The 18,327-nt window shown below is 61.6% G+C and carries 17 protein-coding genes; 4 read left to right on the top strand and 13 right to left on the bottom strand.

What is annotated here, in order from left to right:
- The first annotated feature begins 84 nt into the window (after positions 1-84).
- Positions 85-1,404, top strand: coding sequence for an OprD family porin (locus tag V6093_RS07130; RefSeq protein WP_047603040.1), 1,320 nt, complete (start codon positions 85-87; stop codon positions 1,402-1,404).
- A 150-nt stretch (positions 1,405-1,554) separates the two neighbouring features.
- Here the strand turns inward: V6093_RS07130 and V6093_RS07125 are convergent, their stop codons facing one another.
- Both V6093_RS07125 and V6093_RS07120 read right to left on the bottom strand, forming a co-directional pair.
- The gene (locus tag V6093_RS07125; RefSeq protein WP_108079270.1) at positions 1,555-2,967 is read right to left on the bottom strand and encodes a cytosine permease; all 1,413 of its coding nucleotides are present in this window, start codon (positions 2,965-2,967) and stop codon (positions 1,555-1,557) included.
- Between the two features lie 378 nt (positions 2,968-3,345).
- Positions 3,346-3,798 carry an Lrp/AsnC family transcriptional regulator gene (locus tag V6093_RS07120; RefSeq protein WP_003256079.1) on the bottom strand — a complete coding sequence of 151 codons (453 nt, stop codon included), beginning with the start codon at positions 3,796-3,798 and terminating at the stop codon, positions 3,346-3,348.
- A gap of 111 nt (positions 3,799-3,909) precedes the next feature.
- On the opposite strand from V6093_RS07120, the gene V6093_RS07115 reads away from it, so the two are divergent.
- Together V6093_RS07115 and V6093_RS07110 are read left to right on the top strand one after the other, a co-directional pair.
- A complete protein-coding gene (locus V6093_RS07115; RefSeq protein WP_003256078.1) occupies positions 3,910-4,524 on the top strand; it encodes a LysE family translocator in 615 nt (204 codons plus the stop codon).
- Between the two features lie 66 nt (positions 4,525-4,590).
- The gene (locus tag V6093_RS07110; protein WP_003256077.1) at positions 4,591-5,223 is read left to right on the top strand and encodes a LysE family translocator; all 633 of its coding nucleotides are present in this window, start codon (positions 4,591-4,593) and stop codon (positions 5,221-5,223) included.
- Between the two features lie 22 nt (positions 5,224-5,245).
- Here the strand turns inward: V6093_RS07110 and V6093_RS07105 are convergent, their stop codons facing one another.
- The 10 genes from V6093_RS07105 to V6093_RS07060 form a co-directional block, all read right to left on the bottom strand.
- On the bottom strand, positions 5,246-7,429 hold the full coding sequence (locus V6093_RS07105; RefSeq protein ID WP_047603038.1) for an ATP-binding protein: 2,184 nt from the start codon (positions 7,427-7,429) through the stop codon (positions 5,246-5,248).
- Positions 7,430-7,579: 150 nt separating this feature from the next.
- A complete protein-coding gene (locus V6093_RS07100) occupies positions 7,580-8,143 on the bottom strand; it encodes an NUDIX hydrolase (RefSeq protein WP_010954491.1) in 564 nt (187 codons plus the stop codon).
- A 2-nt stretch (positions 8,144-8,145) separates the two neighbouring features.
- A complete protein-coding gene (locus V6093_RS07095) occupies positions 8,146-8,898 on the bottom strand; it encodes a GntR family transcriptional regulator (RefSeq protein ID WP_012052005.1) in 753 nt (250 codons plus the stop codon).
- 88 nt (positions 8,899-8,986) lie between these two features.
- Positions 8,987-9,376: a carboxymuconolactone decarboxylase family protein gene (locus tag V6093_RS07090; protein ID WP_003256073.1), complete on the bottom strand. Its 390-nt coding sequence runs from the start codon at positions 9,374-9,376 to the stop codon at positions 8,987-8,989.
- Positions 9,377-9,562: 186 nt separating this feature from the next.
- A complete protein-coding gene (locus V6093_RS07085) occupies positions 9,563-10,048 on the bottom strand; it encodes a flavin reductase family protein (protein ID WP_003256072.1) in 486 nt (161 codons plus the stop codon).
- Positions 10,049-10,060: 12 nt separating this feature from the next.
- Positions 10,061-11,542: an aldehyde dehydrogenase gene (locus V6093_RS07080; protein WP_003256071.1), complete on the bottom strand. Its 1,482-nt coding sequence runs from the start codon at positions 11,540-11,542 to the stop codon at positions 10,061-10,063.
- Positions 11,539-12,372 (bottom strand): alpha/beta fold hydrolase, encoded by an 834-nt coding sequence (locus tag V6093_RS07075; RefSeq protein ID WP_003256070.1) that lies wholly within the window; start codon positions 12,370-12,372, stop codon positions 11,539-11,541. Before V6093_RS07075 ends, V6093_RS07080 begins: the two co-directional genes overlap by 4 nt.
- A gap of 68 nt (positions 12,373-12,440) precedes the next feature.
- Entirely contained in the window at positions 12,441-13,037 is a 597-nt protein-coding gene (locus tag V6093_RS07070) for an amino acid synthesis family protein (RefSeq protein ID WP_003256068.1), read from the bottom strand.
- Between the two features lie 264 nt (positions 13,038-13,301).
- A complete protein-coding gene (locus V6093_RS07065) occupies positions 13,302-14,342 on the bottom strand; it encodes an LLM class flavin-dependent oxidoreductase (RefSeq protein ID WP_003256063.1) in 1,041 nt (346 codons plus the stop codon).
- Positions 14,343-14,422: 80 nt separating this feature from the next.
- Positions 14,423-14,908, bottom strand: coding sequence for a flavin reductase family protein (locus V6093_RS07060; protein ID WP_003256061.1), 486 nt, complete (start codon positions 14,906-14,908; stop codon positions 14,423-14,425).
- A 316-nt stretch (positions 14,909-15,224) separates the two neighbouring features.
- Between V6093_RS07060 and V6093_RS07055 the strand changes: the two genes are divergently transcribed.
- The gene (locus V6093_RS07055; RefSeq protein ID WP_003256059.1) at positions 15,225-16,631 is read left to right on the top strand and encodes a cytosine permease; all 1,407 of its coding nucleotides are present in this window, start codon (positions 15,225-15,227) and stop codon (positions 16,629-16,631) included.
- A 52-nt stretch (positions 16,632-16,683) separates the two neighbouring features.
- Here V6093_RS07055 and V6093_RS07050 read toward each other — a convergent pair whose 3' ends face one another.
- Positions 16,684-18,309, bottom strand: a complete 1,626-nt coding sequence (locus V6093_RS07050) for a methyl-accepting chemotaxis protein (RefSeq protein WP_003256058.1) — start codon at positions 18,307-18,309, stop codon at positions 16,684-16,686.
- Positions 18,310-18,327: the final 18 nt, after the last annotated feature.

Below are 18,327 nucleotides of genomic sequence, written 5' to 3'. Positions count from 1 at the left end.
TCCAAGTTTAGCGCCGGGCAGGGTGATACTGTTTCGATCATTCCGCTAAAGCGGGCCTTAACCCATTTGTAGGATTGGCATTGCATGGGGCGCTTCGCTGCGCTCCATGTTCAAGCACACAACAAGAACAAGGTGCCTGTGATGTCTATTGCTTTAAAAAAATCGTTGGCTTGTTCAGCAGCATTGCTGGTCGCGCCTTATGCTTCTGCCGCGTTCGTGGAAGACTTCAAAGGCAGTCTCGAACTCCGTAACTTCTACTATAATCGCGATTTTCGCAATGATGGCGCCACTCAGTCCAAGCGCGATGAGTGGGCGCAAGGCTTTATTTTGAACTTGCAATCGGGTTTTACAGAAGGGCCCGTGGGCTTCGGTATTGATGCGATGGGCTTGCTGGGGGTGAAGCTTGATTCCAGCCCGGACAGAACGGGATCAGGGCTGCTGGCCTACGATTCCGACAGGCAGGTTGAGGATGAATACGGTAAGTTCGTAGCCACCGCCAAAGCAAGGATGGGTAAGACGGAGTTGAGGATAGGAGGGATAAACCCTCTGATGCCTCTGCTCTGGAGTAATAACAGCCGCCTGCTGCCTCAGGTCTTTCGCGGTGGTTCGCTGACCGTCAACGACATCGATAAATTGACGGTAACGGCTACAAGAGTCAACGCAGTGAAGCAGCGTAATTCCACCGATTTCGAATCACTCACAGCCACTGGCTATGCCCCGGTTGAGGCGGATCACTACAACTACCTGGCATTTGACTTCAAGCCTGCGAAGGACATGACCTTCAGTTTGCACGCCGCCGAACTTGAAGATCTCTATAAATCCTACTTCGCCGGCATTAAAGTAATCAAGCCGTTGTGGGAAGGCAATGTGATCGCGGATGTTCGCGTGTTCGATGCCAGCGAGACGGGCTCCAAAAAACTGGGTGAGGTGGACAACAGAACGCTGAGTAGCTACTTCGCCTACAGCATCAAGGGACACACCCTCGGTGGCGGTTACCAGAAGGCTTGGGGCGACACCTCGTTTGCGTTCGTGAACGGCACGGATACCTATCTGTTCGGCGAATCGCTGGTCAGTACATTCACTGCCCCTGAGGAGCGAGTGTGGTTCGCAAGGTACGACTTTGATTTCGCCGCGTTGGGTGTACCGGGCTTGCTGTTCACCACCCGGTACATGAAAGGTGATGATGTTGATCCTGATCTGCTGAAGAGCCGCCAAGCCGCTTCACTCCGCCTTAACGGGGAGGAGGGCAAAGAATGGGAGCGGGTCACTGATATCTCTTATGTCATTCAGAGTGGGCCGGCGAAGGGTGTTTCGTTCCAATGGCGAAACTCCACGAACCGCTCGACCTACGCTGACAGCGCTAATGAAAATCGCTTGATCATGCGCTACACCTTCAACTTCTGAATAGCGAAATGGGCCGGCCTTCTGGCGCCGGCCCCTTTTTTGCCATTCATTCCCAGTCGACGGGTTCGCTGTTTCCCGCCTGAATTGCACCAGGCGTTCGGACGCCTGCACCCAGCCGTTTCATCTTTTGCTGCGAAAGGCCAGTACCGATCAAGCCACTGCTGCCAGCTTGGCGCTGGTCTGCCGACGACGGTAGGCACTGTCACGGCTCGCCAGCCACCAGTACAGCGGCGAGGTGATCGCCAACCCTACCAGCCACGACAGGTCAGCCCCGTTGATGTGCTCGGAAATTGGCCCGACGTACAGCGGGGTGTTCATGAACGGTATCTGCACCACGATACCCACAGCGTAGGCGATCAGTGCCTGCGGGTTGTAGCGCCCGTAGATACCACCATCGACCTGGAAGATCGACTGGATGTCGTAATCACCTTTGTGAATGGCGTAGAAGTCGATCAGGTTGATCGCCGTCCACGGCACCAGCACCACCAGCAGTACCAGCACCATGTCAACGAAGTGGCCGATGAAGTCTGCCGAAGCGAACACCGCTACCACGCAGCAGGCCGACAGCACGATCAGCGACAGCACTGCACGGCTTTTGGCGGTGGGGATCCAGCGGTAGGCGAACGTTTGCACCAGGGTGATGATCGACAGCACCGCGCCATACAGGTTGAGGGCGTTATGGCTGATCACACTGAGCAGGAACAGCACCAGCATGATCGGGCCGAGCGTGCCGGTGGCCAGCTTGACCGCGTCCATGGTGTCCATGCCGGCCGGGATCGCCAGCACGGCCACGGCGCCGAAGATGAACGACAGGCTTGAACCCAGGGCCGAGCCCAGGTAGGTGGTCCAGAAGGTCGAGCTGACTTTGACATCTGCCGGCAGGTAGCGCGAGTAGTCCGACACATAGGGCGCAAAGGCGATTTGCCACAACGCCGCCAGCGACACGGTGGCCAGCCAGCCGGCCAGGTTGAAGCCGCCGCGGGTAAGGAAATCGTCGCTCTGCACATGGGTGAAGATGTAGCCGAAGCCAACCACGATACCGATACCCAGTACCCAGGTGCCAATGCGATTGAGCACGTGGATGAAGCGGTAGCCGATGATGCCGATGATGCCTGAACCCAACGCACCGACGACGATGCCCACCGGTACCGGAACGGCGTCGACCACGCCATGCAGTGACTTGCCGGCAAGGACGATGTTGGAAGCGAAGAAACCGATGTACATGACGCCGGCGATCACCACCACCAGCAGCGCGCCGAGGGTGCCGAACTGGGCGCGGCTCTGGATCATCTGCGGAATGCCCATTTGCGGGCCCTGGGCCGAGTGCAGGGCCATCAGCACCCCGCCGACCAGGTGACCGGCGAGGATGGCGACGATGCCCCATACCAGATTCAGGTGGAACAGCTGCACACCCAGCGCGCCGGTGACGATGGGCAACGGCGCGATGTTGCCGCCGAACCAGAGTGTGAACAGATCCCTTACCTTTCCATGGCGGTCTTGCGGGGGCACGTAGCCGATCGTGTGTTTTTCTATCAGGGGTGCCGAATTGGCTGCACTGGTCATGACTGACTCCAAGGCAAGGTAGGGCATTGGGAACTGCCCGGGGGCGTGCCGGCGGTGGGCGACGCGTTCTTGTTGGAGCGATGATGAGGGGCGCGGGGGTAACGAGAAATTAGTAAATATGTGCCCATAAGCGTTAAAAAAACTAAGGCTGACAAAAGCTTAAGCGGGTGACGGTAGCAAGGAGAGTGCCAGCTGGCTGAAGGCCGTGGGGTAGAGGGGCGGCGGGTTGGCAACCCGGATCACGGTGGGCTGGGTTGGTGCGACGTGCGCGTTTTCAGGGCAGATGAAAGGTTGCCTGGGCCGGCCTTTTTGCGGGTAAACCCGCTCCTACAGCAGGCGCGGGTTTACCCGCGAAGGGGCCGGCACAAGAGGAAACAGCTACATGGGGAGCAACCGATCCTGAATCACTTCCTTCATCACCAAGGTCGAGCTCAAGCGTTTCACATTGGGAATACTGGTCAGATGCTCGTCATACAGCTTCTGAAACGCCGGCAGGTCCTTGGCTACCACATGCAGCAGGTAATCCGGGTCGCCAAACAGCCGCTGCGCTTCGACAATCTGCGGGATCTGCGCCAGTGCCGTTTCAAAGTCCGCCACCGGCTGGCGGGTCACCTCGCGTAGCGTCACGAACACCAACGCGGCAAAGTTCAGCCCAAGGGCGCTCGGTGCCAGCCGTGCGTGATAGCCCAGAATGGCGCCGGACTCTTCCAGTGCCTTCAAGCGCCGATGACAGGGTGACAGGCTGAGCCCCACGCGGTCGGCCAGCTCGGTTACCGACAGCCGCCCGTCTTTTTGCAGCTCGGCAAGGATTTTTCGATCAGTTCTATCCATTGGGAAGAATCTTCCAGTACATGAATGCTGAGGGGGAATATACGAAAGAAAATCCCCGGACGGAATCCGTAATCTATCGACATCCCAATGCAGTAGATAAGGAAGATTCAAGTGGCTATCAGTGTGCTGACGGCGTTCTGGGCTGTGTCGATGCTGTTCGTGATTACCCCCGGTGCAGACTGGGCCTATGCCATCTCGGCCGGCATGCGTGGGCGCTGGGTGATGCCAGCGGTGGCGGGGATGTTGTCGGGGCATTTCCTGGCCACGCTGGTGGTGGCGGCCGGGGTCGGCAGTTTGCTGGCAGGTCACCCGTTGGCGCTGACCTTGCTGACCCTGGCGGGGTGCAGCTACTTGCTGTGGCTGGGCGGCAACCTGTTGCTCAGCCCGGCATTGCCGGCGGCCGGGCAGGGCGGCGCGGGGGAGTCGGGCTCACGCTGGGCGTTGAAGGGTTTTTGCGTCAGCGGCCTGAACCCCAAGGTATTCCTGCTGTTCCTGGCCCTGCTGCCGCAGTTCACCGACCCGCAGTCGAGCTGGCCTGTGCCCTTGCAGATCTTGTTGCTGGGGCTGGTCCACCTGTGCAGTTCGCTGGTGATCTACACGCTGGTCGGCTATGGCGCCAAAGCTGTGCTGAGCACTCGGCCGGGTGCGGCAAAGCTGGTCGGGCGGGTGTCGGGGATGGCGATGATTACCGTGGCCCTGGGCTTGATAGCTGGGCAAATGACCTGAATTTACCGGTTCAGCATGACTTCAGATAAACTCGCTGCAACCTAATGCACAACCAGGATGTGCCCCGTGCCCGAAACCACGCAACTGCTCACGTTCGCCTTGATTTGCCTCGGCATGGTCCTGACCCCAGGGCCGAACATGATCTACCTGATTTCCCGCTCGATCTGCCAGGGCCGCCAAGCCGGCTTGATTTCGCTTGGCGGTGTGGCTCTGGGCTTCGTCATCTACATGTTCTGCGCGGCAATGGGCATCACGGCGCTGGTGATGGCGGTACCCTTTGCCTACGACGCGCTGCGCATCGGTGGCGCGCTGTACCTGTTGTACCTGGCCTGGCAGGCGCTGCGGCCGGGTGGCCAATCGCCGTTCCAGCTCCGTGAACTGCCCGCCGACAGCCCGCGGCGGCTATTCACGATGGGGTTTGCCACCAGCCTGCTCAACCCCAAGATTGCCGTCATGTACCTGTCGCTCATGCCGCAATTCATCGAACCGGGCCACGGCAGCGTGCTGTTGCAGTCGCTGGTGCTGGGTTCGACGCAGATCGCCATCAGCGTTACGGTCAACGCGCTGATTGCGATCATGGCCGGTTCCATCGCCGTGTTCCTGGCTGGCAGGCCGCTGTGGCAACAGGTTCAGCGTTGGTTGATGGGAACGGTGCTGGCGGGGCTGGCGGTGCGCATGCTGGCAGAAGGGCGCCGTTGATCGCCTATTGCGATGCAAGGTATCAGTGGCCGAATACTTTGCCGAGTATCTGGCACACCTGTTCTGCCGAGTAGGGTTTGGCCAGGAAGGTGAACCCTTGGTGCCCGCCTTCGGCAATCGCCTCGCTATAGCCCGAAGTCAGGATCACCGGCAACTGCGGGCGCTGGCGGCGAAGTTCGCGGGCCAGTGCCAAGCCACCCATGCCGGGCATGACCACATCGGAAAACACCGCATCAAAATCACCTGCCGGGCCAGTCAACTGCGCCAGCGCTTCTTCTGCCGACCGTGCATAGCTGATTTGGTAGCCGTGGTCCTCGAGGAGCTGAGCCGTGAAGCTGCCCAGGTCGGGATTGTCTTCTACCACCAGTATTCGTCGCCGCTCGCCCTGTACCTGCGGCTGGCTGCCGGCCGAGGCGTCTTCGGGCGAGGCCGCATCTGGGGCCTCCTGCGGCAGATACAGGGTAAAGGTGGTGCCCTGACCGGGGATGCTGTTCACCTGTACATCGCCCCCGGATTGCTTGGCGAAACCGAACACCTGCGACAACCCGAGCCCGGTACCTTCACCTGGGGCCTTGGTGGTGAAGAACGGGTCGAAGATGCGCTCCAGCAATTCGGTGGCAATACCGACTCCGTTGTCGCTCACCGATATCGCCGCGAACGGGCCTGGCTGTGAAGGCTGACCGCGCAAGGCCGGCAGGCACTGGTCGGCCTGCAGGCGCAGCTGCAAGGCACCTTCGCCAGCCATGGCATCGCGGCCGTTGAGCATCAGGTTGATTACCGCAGTTTCCAACTGGCTGAGGTCGGCGCGGATGTGGCAGGGCGCTTGCGGTAGCTGCAGCTCGACCCGGATGCGCGCGCCAGTGACGGTGTCGAGCATGTCGGCCATGGCTTCCAGCCGTGGCCCGGCTTCGAACACCTGTGGGCTGAGGGCCTGGCGTCGGGCGAAGGCCAGTAGCTGGCCGGTCAGTTTGGCACCACGGTCAACCGTGTCGGACATGGTCTTGAGGTAGCGCTCGCGGCGCTCCTCGGCCAGGTTGGGGCGCTGCAGGAAGTGCAGCGACGAGCGGATGATGGTCAGCAGGTTATTGAAGTCGTGGGCTACCCCGCCGGTCAGCTGGCCAATGGCTTCCAGCTTTTGGGCCTGGCGCAGCACGGCCTCGGTGTGCAGCAACTGAGTGGTGCGTTCTTCGACGCGATGTTCCAAGGTGGTGTTGAGCGCTTCCAGGGCCGCCATCGCTTCGCGCACTTCGGCATGGGCCTGGACCCGCTGTATGTGCGCCCAGCATCGCTCGGTCACTTCGCTGATCAGTGCTTGCTCGTAGTCGGTCCATACTCGGGGTACGCGGTCGTGAATCGCCATCAGCGCGGTCAGCCTGCCACCCTTGATCAGTGGCATGCAGATGGTGGCCGTAATGCCGATGGCCTGAAAAGTCGCCGCCTCGTCAGTGGCCAGTTCGCGCAGGTTGTCGTTGATCACCAGGGCCAGGCCGCTGCGCAGGCGGCTGACCGCCAGGCGGCCGAAGTCATGCAGGTGATAGTGGCCCACCAGGCGTGGTGAGCCGGGTGTCACCGCATCGCCGCAAATGGTGAAACCGTCCTCGTCGGGGTCCATCATTGCATAGGCGCAACTGGACAAGCCAAGGTGCTCGACCAGCATGCGGGTGGTGATGGCCATGATCTGGTCCGGGTCGGTCGCTTCGGTCACGGCTCGCCCGAGGGTATCGAGAAAGTTCAGGCGCTGGTTGGTGACCACGCTGGCGGTGGTTTCGGTGACCGTGTCGAGCATGCCCAGTATCTCGCCATCATGGCCGCGAATCGGGCTGTAGCAGAAGGTAAAATAGGCCCGCTCCAGGCCGCCGTTGCGGTCGATCATCAGCGGGAAGTCTTCGATGTAAACCGCTTCGCCGGCCAACGCGCGGGCCGCCATGCTGCTGATTTCATCCCAGGCTTCGTGCCACACGTCGCGGAAGGGGATGCCCAAGGCCAGGGGCTTGCGACCGAGAATCGGTGTGAAGGCATCGTTGTACAGGGTGATCAAGTCCGGGCCCCAGAGCACGGCTTGCGGAAAGCGCGAGGCCAGGCACAGAGCTATCGTGGTTTTCAGGGCATCGGGCCAATGTTCCAGCGGGCCCAGGGGGGTGGTGGCCCAGTCGTGGTTGCGGATGCGTTCGGCCATTAGCCCGCCGCCATCTAGCCATCTAGCCATGTGCTTTGCCGGTCCTCTTTCTCAAGGCCCTTAGGGTGCACCGAGAATAGACCGTTGGCGAGGGTTTTGTGAGGGCTGTGCCACTGCACGAGCCTCTGTAACTGCGCGATCCGGGTGAGTGCAGGTTCACCCGCGAAGAGGCCGTACCGGCTAGCGCATGAAGTGCACCTTGCCGGTGTCATCATTGCCCATGTAAATGCCATACACCCCGGCCTGCCGCTCGAGGATGTAGCGCTCGAGAATTTGCCGGATGGCCGGGTAGTAGATCTCATCCCAGGGGATTTCATCCGGTTCGAAGAACTTGTACGCCAGCGTCTCAGGCCCGTACTGCCCGGTCTCTTCGGTGACGATGGCACGGAATATGATGTACACCTCGCTGATCTTTGGCACGCTGAAGATCGAATACGGCGAGACGATGTCCGCACGTACGCCGCTTTCTTCCCATACCTCGCGCAGCGCCGCCTGTTCGGTGGTTTCGCCAGCCTCCATGAACCCGGCAGGCAAGGTCCAGGTGCCGGGGCGAGGGGGGATGGCGCGCTGGCACAGCAGGTACTTTCCATCGCGCTCGATGATGCAGCCGGCGATGATCTTGGGGTTGATGTAATGGATGTAGCCGCAGCCGGTGCAATGCAGGCGTTCGTGGGTATCGCCTGTGGGAACGCCCCGGGCCAGTTCCTTGGTGCAGTGCGGGCAGTAGCGCGGGGCATTGGGCATGATCAGCGACCTATGCGGGGTTCCTTCAGGGCCAAGGGTTCGACAATGTCGCGCACTTTGGCGTTGTCATCCTGCTTCTGGCGCAGGTAGTCCAAGGCCACCTTGGCGGCGGCGCGGACGTGGTCGACCGAGGCCTGGTGGGCTACCAGCGGGTCACCGCTCTTGATTGCCTCGACGATCTTTTCCATTTCGCGGTTGCTGGCGCCGCGGCGGTTTTCCTGCGATACCGAGGTGGCGCGCAGGTAGCTGATGCGTGCTTGCAACTGGCGCAACTGCTGGGCCGCCACCTGGTTGCCGGAGCCTTCCAGCAGCACATCGTAGAAACCTTGTACCGAATCCAGTACCTGTTGCAGCTCACCTTCTTCCAGTGCCTCGCGGTTCACTTCCAGCGCGCGTTCCAGCGCACGGATGTCCTTGGCCTTGGCGTTGAGGGTGAACAGTTGCACGATCAGGCCTTCGAGCACACAGCGCAGCTCATAGATGTCACGTGCGTCTTCCAGGGTGATGATGGCCACCCGTGGGCCTTTGGCGTCGGCGAACTCCACCAGGCCTTCGGACTCCAGGTGACGCAGCGCTTCACGTACCGAAGTGCGGCTGACGCCGAGACGGTCGCACAGGTCGCGTTCGACCAGGCGGTCGCCGGGCAGCAGGTGAAAGTTCATGATAGCGGCGCGCAGCTTGTCGAGCACGATTTCGCGCAGAGTAACGGGATTGCGGTTGACCTTGAAGCTGTCGTCGAGTGGCTGGCGTTTCATCAGGTGCGCTCTTTATGAGGCTGTTGCGCCAACATCGCGGAATGCCTCGAACCGAGGCTTTCCATGCAGTGGTTCGAACAGCCCGTTGTTAACGGGTTGGCTCCGCATCGGCTTCGGCAAAGGCTTCACGGGCCAGGCGGAAACTGTCCACCGCCGCGGGTACGCCGCAATAAATGCCGACCTGGAGCAGGATTTCGCGAATCTGTTCACGGCTCAGGCCATTGCGCAGGGCACCGCGAATGTGCAATTTGAGCTCGTGGGGCCTGTTGAGCGCGGAAATCATGGCCAAGTTTATCATGCTGCGCTCTTTCAGCGACAAGCCTTCACGGCCCCAGACGTGACCCCAGCAATACTCGGTGACCAGCTCCTGCAACGGTTTGGTGAACTCATCTGCGTTCTGGATCGAGCGGTTGACGTAGTCCTCGCCCAGCACCTGGGTGCGGATTTTCAGACCCTTTTCGTACTTTTCATTGCTCATGTGCAGTACTCCGGCATAAAACAGGGGCCGCAACCGAGGGTGAGACGATTAGCGCGACCCCTGAAAACAGGGTCATCGGTGTTGGCTTTTTCGCGGGCTTGCCCGCTCCCACGGGTTCCAGGATCTGTGCGATACCTGTGGGAGCGGGCGAGCCCGCGAAAAAGCCAACACCGACTTCAAGATGTATCAGCCAAGCGGCGGCAGGGCGCCGAGCTTGCCTTTGTGGTAGACCATCGGGGTCACCGGCTCGGCCGGCAACACCAGGTTCTTCACCGCGCCGACAATGATCGCGTGGTCACCGCCGTCGTACTCGCGCCACAACTCGCACTCGATGATCGCCGTAGCCTTGGCCAGCAGGGGGTTGCCCAGCTCGCTCAGGTGCCACTCCACGCCCTTGGCCTTGTCCTTGCCCTTGCCTGCGAAGGCATAGGCTTCGGCGGTCTGGTCGGCGGACAGCAGGTGGATGGCGAACTGCTTGCTGTCGCGCAGGATCGGGTAGGTGTCGGAGGCGTAGTTGGGGCAGAACAGCACCAGCGCCGGGTCGATCGACAGCGCGCTGAATGCACTGGCGGTGATGCCGACGATGCCGCCGTCGGCGTCCAGGGTGGTCACTACCGTGACGCCGGATGGGAAGGAGCCCATCACGTCTTTGTAGATGCCGGGTTCGATCATCTCGTGTTCCTCTTAGCGCATCACGAACGGGTCGGGCATCGGCGCGGTGGACAAGTTGATCCACACGGTCTTCAGCTCGGTATAGGCCAGCACCGAATCGATGCCGCTCTCACGGCCGTAGCCGCTGTTCTTGAAACCACCTATCGGTGCCATGGCCGACACGGCACGGTAGGTGTTGACCCAGATGATCCCCGAACGCACGTCGCGGGCCAGGCGGTGGGCACGGCCCAGATCGCGCGTCCAGATGCCGGCAGCCAGGCCGAATTGCGAGTCGTTGGCTATGGCCAGCGCTTCTTCTTCGGTCTTGAAGCGGATCACCGCGGCGACCGGGCCGAACACTTCTTCCTGCATGATGGTCATCGCGTTGCTGTCGCACTCGAACAGGGTCGGCTCGTAGAACCAGCCGTCACCTTCAACGTCGGCACGCTTTCCGCCCATGTGCAGTTTTGCGCCTTCGGCCTTGGCTGCTGCCACCAGGCCTTCGACGACTGCCAGCTGTTGCGCGGTGGCCATCGGGCCCATTTCGCTGGCGTCGTCCTGCGGGTTGCCGATGCGGATGCGCTTGGCGCGGGCAATCAGGCGCTCGACGAACACGTCGAAGATTTCATCCTGCACCAGCAGGCGCGAACCGGCCACGCAGCTTTGCCCGGACGCGGCGTAGATGCCGGCCACGGCGCCATTGATGGCGCTGTCCAGGTCGGCGTCGGCGAAGATGATGTTCGGCGACTTGCCGCCCAGCTCCAGCGACAGCTTGGCGAAGTTTTCGGCACTGCTGCGCACCACGTGGCGGGCGGTGGCGGCACCGCCGGTGAAGGCGATCTTGCGCACCAGCGGGTGGCGGGTCAGCGCCGCGCCGGTGCTGGGGCCGTAGCCGGTGACCACGTTGACCACACCGGCCGGGAAGCCGGCCTCAAGGGCCAGTCGGGCCAGCTCGAGGATGGTTGCCGAGGCGTGCTCGGACGGTTTGAGCACGATGGTGTTGCCGGCAGCCAAGGCCGGCGCCAGCTTGATCGCGGTGAGGTACAGCGGGCTGTTCCACGGGATGATCCCGGCAACCACGCCGATTGGCTCGTGCACGGTGTAGGCGAACAGGTCGGGTTTGTCCAACGGCAGGGTGCCGCCTTCGAGCTTGTCGGCCAGGCCCGCAGTGTAGTGGAAGAACTCCGGCAGATAGCCGACCTGGCCGCGGGTTTCGCGGATCAGCTTGCCGTTGTCACGGCTTTCCAGCTGGGCCAGGTGCTCCTTGTTCTCGGCAATCAGGTCACCCAGACGACGCAACAGCTTGCCGCGCGCGGTGGCGGTAATGCTGCGCCACGCCTTGCTGTCGAAGGCACGCTGGGCGGCCTGAACGGCCAGCTCCACATCGGCTTCATCGGCGTCGGGCAGTTGCGCCCAGGCCTGGGCGGTGGCCGGGTTGAGGCTGTCGAAGGTCTTGCCGCTCTGGGCATCGCGCCATTGGCCGTCGATGCACATCTGGAAACGAACGAGGGTCATGCAACAATCCCCTTGGCGGATTCGGTGAGGGTGCGGGCTTGGGTGAGGAAGTCCAGCAGCATCTTGTTGACTTCACGCGGTGCTTCCACTGGCATCATATGCCGTTGCTCGGCGAGGACCACACTGCGTGCGCCAGGAATGCTGGCGGCGAGCTGGCGGGTCATGGCCGGGGTGGAGCCCGAGTCGAGTTCGCCGGTGGCGATCAGCGTCGGCACCTGGATACTGCCCAGGTCGTCGGCGCGGTACATGTCCTGAGTGGCGAACAGCGAATAAGTGGTGTGGTAACCCTGCGGGTCGTTGCTCGCCAGCACCTGGCGAATGGCGGCGACCTGCGCCGGGTTGGCAGCCTTGTATTCACGGCTGAACCAGCGGTCCAGGGCAGCATCGACGTTGGCGTCTGGGCCCAGCTCCGCCGCCTGGGCAGCGCGGGCGATCACCCCGGCACTTTGCTCGGGGGTGCGGTTGAACACGCTGTTGAGCACGACCAGTGCAGCCAGGCGCTGCGGGTAATTGAGGGCGAACGCACGGGCAACCAGGCCGCCCATGGAGAAGCCGATCACGGTGGCTTGTGCAATTTGCAGGTGGTCAAGCAGTTCGGCGAGCTGGTCGGCATAGCCTTCCAGCGGTGTGTCGGCGGCCGGTACGCGGCTTTGACCGTGGCCGAGCATGTCGTAGGCGATGACGCGGTAGTCGTTGGCCAGGCCAACGAACTGACCGCCCCACATTTCCTTGTTCAGGCCCACGCCGTGGATCAGCACCACGGGTTGGCCCTGGCCGACATCCAGATAGCTGGTGCCGGCAGGTGTGCGTTCAGCGACAGGCTGAATCATGGAGGGCGCTCCTTGAAGGTCGGGCGCGGCGGGTAAGCACGCCACGCCCCGGCCCGTCTTGGTTGTTGTTATTGAGCGTTGGCTTTTTCGGCAGCCAGTTCTTCCAGGTCGATGTAACGGTTGCCGATGCGCGGGTGCAGGCGGCCGCCATCGGCTGCGCCCAGGACCACGACGATTTCATCGGCACGCGGGGCATCTTCGATCTGCATTTCCAGGGTGATGTAGTGCGAACGCAGGCCTTCGTCGTCCTTCTGCATCATCGGGATCTGGATCGAAGTGCCTGGGCCGCCGCGCTTGTTGGTGAAGCTCAGGTAGCTCTTGGCCTGTACCGCCTCGCGGTAGTGGTTGCCGAAGCGCAGGGTATGGATGACGGCCGAGGCGTGCTCGATTTCGCCATCGGCGCCGACGACGGCGGCCTTACCGTAGGCCTCGATCTTGTCGGCGCCGCCAATGGCAGCAGTCAGGCGCTCGACCATCAGGGCACCCAGCTCCGAGCAGTTGGCGCGAATTTCCGGCTTCAGATCTTCAACGAAACCGCGACCGGCCCATGGGTTCTTGATCACGACGGCCAGGCCGACCATGGTCACCGGCTTGTCAGTGGCCTTGCCGCCTTCGATGCGGGTCTCTTCGGAGTAGGTGACGATCTTGCGGATTTCGAAACTCATGGATGGCTCCTGGTGAGGGTTATCAGCTCTTGTTGTCTGATGGTATACCATAATATTTGTTGTGCAAGAGGTGTCAGGAAATTTCTCTTGCCGGGGGACGAAAGGTGGCCTGATGCCTTGATTTCTCTGTTGTCTGTACTGGCCTCTTCGCGGGCTTGCCCGCTCCCACAAGGACTGCACAGGTTTCAAAAAAAAGCCCGCTCACGCAGGCCGAAGGGGCCCACGGGAGCGGGCGCGTCCCGCAATGATTCAGGCAATGGGAATTCAGGCGAACGCCGGCACCACTTCCTTGATGAACAGCTCGAGCGACTTCTTCTTCTCGGCGTGGGGCAAGCTGTTGTCGCACCAGAAGCTGAACTCGTCGACGCCCAGTTCCTGGTAGTACTTGATGCGTGCGATGATCTCTTCCGGCGTGCCGATCATGGTGTTCTTGCGGATGTTCTCCAGCTGGAACGCCGGCACTTCGGCGAATTTTGACTCCGGGCTCGGCTCCAGAAAGCCATTCACCGGGGTGGTCTTGTTGCCGAACCAGGCATCGAAGGTGCGGTAGAAGCGCGAGATCGCCTGGGCGCCGACCTTCCAGCCTTCCGGATCAGCCGGGCTGTGCACATGGGTGTGGCGCAGCACCATCAGTTGCGGGCGCGGCACGTCTGGGTTGTTGTCCAGGGCGGCCTGGAACTTGTTCTTCAGGTCCAGCACTTCTTCGTCCCCCTTCATCAGCGGGGTGACCATGACATTGCAACCATTGGCAACGGCGAAGTTGTGCGAGTCCGGGTCGCGGGCGGCGATCCACATAGGCGGCGTGGCGTTGAACGGCTTCGGTACGCTGGTGGAGGTCGGGAACTTGTAGATTTCACCGTCGTGGGCGTAGTCGCCTTCCCACAGCTTACGCACCACCGGTACCATCTCGCGCAGCGCCTTGCCGCCGTCGGTGGCCGGCATGCCACCTGCCATGCGGTCGAACTCGAACTGGTAGGCGCCGCGGGCCAGGCCCACTTCCATGCGGCCGTTGCTGATCACGTCGAGCAGGGCGCATTCGCCAGCGACGCGGATCGGGTTCCAGAACGGCGCGATGATGGTGCCAGCGCCCAGGCGGATCTTCTCGGTGCGCGCGGCCAGGTAGGCCAGCAGCGGCATCGGGCTTGGCGAAATGGTGTATTCCATGGCGTGGTGTTCGCCGATCCACACGGTGCTGAAACCGCCGTCTTCGGCCATCAGGGTCAGTTCGGTCAGGTCTTCGAACAGCTGGCGGTGGCTGACCTGTTCATCCCAACGTTCCATGTGTACGAACAACGAAAATTTCATGGGTTTTTCCTCAACGCTTGTTATTGCCCGTCAGTCAATCGGGCTTCAGTGTGGGAGCGGGCTGCGTCCAACTGCAGGCTTCAGGCAAAGGCCGGCAGGCTGGCCATCTTGCCGCGGCAGTACACCATCGGCCGTGGCGCTTCGGCAGGGACGATCAGGTTGTGTACCTTGCCCACCATGATGGCGTGGTCGCCACCTTCATATTCACGCCACAGTTCGCATTCGATGACGGCGGTGGCACCGGCCAGGATCGGGTTGCCCAGTTCGCTCAGGGTCCACTCGATGCCGCTGGCCTTGTCCTTGCCCTTCTTGGCGAACGCGTAGGCTTCAGCCTGCTGTTCACCGGACAGCAGGTGAATGGCAAAGCGCTTCTGCTTGATCAGTACCGGGTAGGAGTCGGAGGTGTAGTTGGGGCAGAACAGCACCAGCGGCGGGTCCATCGACAGGGAGGAGAAGGCGCTGGCGGTCAGGCCGACGACCGAGCCGTCGTCGTCCTGGGTGGTGATGACGGTAACGCCGGACGGGAAGGAGCCCAGAACGTTCTTGTAGACAGTTGCGTCGATCATCGGGAGTACCTCTGAAGGGCTGCGGTGGTCCGCGGTTTTTATCGTTGATGTGTCTGATGGTATACCGTAATACCTATTTTGCAAGCGGAATTTTCAACCCTGAGTTTTCGCGATGAACGGCCCAAAGCCACGAAAACCGTGGCCTTGAGCGGTGAGGCGGTTTGTCGCAGGGGTTTTGCAAGCGGATCAGTGGCCGTTTTTTCATGCGGATCAGTGTTGTCAAAAGTTTGGAATACCATAATATGGTCCGCAGCTGAGAGGCCGCCTTGATGCGGTTTCCTTACAAAGATAAAAACGACCTTTCGAGCTGAAAACCATGTCCCAACCGTCGTCGCAGCACCAGTTTGTCGAGAATCACACGGTCGATTACGTTCCACCTGCCGAGCGCCATGGGAAGGCGCGCGACCTGTTCACCCTCTGGTTCAGTACCAACATTGCGCCATTGCCTATTGTGACCGGCGCCATGGTGGTCCAGGTGTTCCACCTGAACCTGTTGTGGGGCCTGATCGCCATCGTGCTGGGCCATCTGGTCGGGGGCGTGGTCATCGCCCTGGCCTCTGCACAGGGGCCGCAGCTGGGCATTCCGCAAATGGTGCAGAGCCGTGGCCAGTTTGGCCGCTACGGTGCCTTGCTGATCGTGTTCTTCACCGCGCTGATCTATGTCGGCTTCTTCATTTCCAATATCGTCCTGGCGGGCAAGACCATTCACGGCATCGCGCCGAGCGTGCCGATGCCCGGCGCGATCGTGATCGGTGCCCTGAGTGCGACTGCCATTGGCGTGATCGGCTACCGCTTTATCCATATCCTCAACCGCATCGGTACCTGGGTGATGGGCTCGGCGTTGCTGGCCGGTTTCATCATGATGTTCGTCCAGGATCTGCCGGCTGACTTTTTCAGCCGTGGCGCGTTCAACCTGTCGGGCTTCATTGCCACCGTGTCGCTGGGTGTGATCTGGCAGATCAGCTTCTCGCCGTACACCTCTGACTACTCGCGCTACCTGCCCCGTGAAGTGGGCATTGCCAAGCCGTTCTGGGCCACTTACTTCGGCGCCACCCTGGGCACCATCCTGTGCTTCAGCTTTGGTACGGTGGCGGTGCTGTGCGTGCCGGAAGGCACCGACGCAATGGATGCGGTGAAGCAGGCCACCGGCTGGCTGGGCCCGATCCTGATGGTGCTGTTCCTGCTTAACATCATCAGCCACAACGCCCTCAACCTTTACGGCGCCGTGCTGTCGATCGTGACCGCGATCCAGACCTTCATGGCCGAGTGGACGCCGAGCATCAGGGTACGGGTGATCCTGGCCTCGATCATTCTGGTGGGCTGCGGGATGGTGGCACTGAATGCCTCGGCGGACTTCATCGGCCAGTTCATCGGCCTAATCCTGGCGCTGCTGCTGGTGCTGGTGCCGTGGGCTTCGATCAACCTGATCGATTTCTACCTAATCAAGAAGGGCCAGTACGACATCGCCTCGATCTTCAGTGCCGACGGCGGCATCTATGGCCGCTTCAACCACCACGCGATCATTGCCTATGCCTGCGGCATCCTGGTGCAGCTGCCGTTTGCCAATACTTCGCTGTATGTGGGGCCGTACTCGAACATTGTCGAAGGGGCTGACCTGTCGTGGCTGTTCGGCTTGCTGGTGACCGTGCCGCTTTACTACTGCCTGGCGACGCGCGGCAAGGCTGTCGAGAAGGCGGGGCGGGTGGTAAGCGTCAACGACTGATAGACCGCTGTTGCTGTAGCCGGGGCCGCAATGCGGCCCCGGCTGTTTTGGATCAAACCTTGAACTGCGCCACCATCCCGTTCAGGTCCACCGCCAACCGCGACAGATCCTGCGCCGCCGCACTGGTCTGGTTCGCGCCCGCCGACGTTTGCATCGCCAGGTCACGAATATTCACCAGGTTCCGGTCCACCTCGCGTGCGACCTGCGCCTGCTCTTCCGAGGCACTGGCAATCACCAGGTTGCGCTGGTTGATCGAAGCAATGGCCTCGGCAATCACTTCCAACGCCTGCCCTGCGCTTTGTGCCACTTCCAGCGTACCCGTGGCGCGACCCTGGCTGCTGTGCATTGCTGTCACTGCCCGCTCGGTGCCGTTCTGGATACCGGCAATCATCTGCTCGATCTCTGCCGTCGATTGCTGGGTACGGTGGGCGAGGGCGCGTACCTCGTCAGCCACCACGGCAAACCCACGTCCTGCCTCTCCGGCCCGTGCCGCCTCGATGGCGGCGTTCAGTGCCAGCAGGTTGGTCTGCCCGGCAATTGCACCAATCACGTCCAGCACCCGGCTGATCTCGTTGGCGTTGCTGGCCAGCTGCTCGATCTCAACCGATGTGCCGGTCACATCCGCTACCAGATGCTGAATGGATGCCAGCGCCTGGTTGACCTGGTCGCGGCCATCGCGGGTGGTCTGGTCAGCGCCTTTGGAAGCATCAGCAGTGCTGACCGCGTTGTTCGCCACTTCCTCGACTGCCGCAGTCATCTGGTTCACCGCCGTGGCGGCCTGGTCGATTTCTGCACTCTGCTGATGCAGGCCGCGGCTGGTGTCTTCAGTGACGGTGTGCAGTTCTTCCGAGGCCGAGGCCAGTTGGTCGGAAGACGCGGCGATCTGGCGAATGGTATCGCGCAGGCTGCCCTGCATCCGGCTCAGGGCGCGCAATAGCATGGCCGGCTCATCGCGGCCGGTTACCCGTATCTCCCGGGTCAGGTCGCCGGTCGCCACGCGCTCGGCCACAGCCAGCGCATCGGCCAGCGGCACGACGATACTGCGGGTGAGCACGGTAGCGATGGTGGCAAGGGCCAGCATGATCACCACCAGTGAGGCAACCAGCGCGGTGAACGCTTCGTCCGCTACGTCGCTGCTGCGCTGCGAGGCTTGTTCGGCACCTGTGCCGTTATAGGCGATCAACGCTGCCATGGCCTGCATCATGCTGTCGGCGCGCTGAGTCAGCGGGCCGCTGATCTGCTGCTTGGCATCGTCCATGTGCCCAGCTTGAATGCCTTGCAGCACACGGGTCTGTAATTCGAAATAGTGCTGATAAGCAGCGCTGAAGGCATTGAACAGGGCGCGGTCATCGGCAGCGATGATCGTGTCGGCATAATCCTTCAGCGCATTATTCAGCTCGGTATTGATGCCGTTGAGCATCTGCAGGTTGCGCTCGCGGTCACTGGGGTTGTCGTCCAGGGCGGCACGCAAGGTGACGGCGCGGGCACGCCCGAGGTTGGTGCTGATGTCACCGAGGGCTATTACGGCCGGCATCCAGGTCACCCGGATTTCATCCGTGGCCTTGTCCATCTGCCGGGTTTCGTAAAGTGCGATCAAGCCCATGAACAGGACCAGGATGCCCAACAGGGCGAACACGCTTGCAGCGCGAATGCCGATCTTCAAATTCCGTAACTGCATGGAATGCTCCTTGACGGT

This window comes from Pseudomonas putida group bacterium ESBL64 (assembly GCF_045277175.1).
GTDB classification, from domain to species: Bacteria; Pseudomonadota; Gammaproteobacteria; order Pseudomonadales; family Pseudomonadaceae; genus Aquipseudomonas; species Aquipseudomonas alloputida.
The sequence above is the reverse complement of the archived record's forward strand: the minus strand, read 5'-3'. Positions and strand labels throughout refer to the sequence as shown.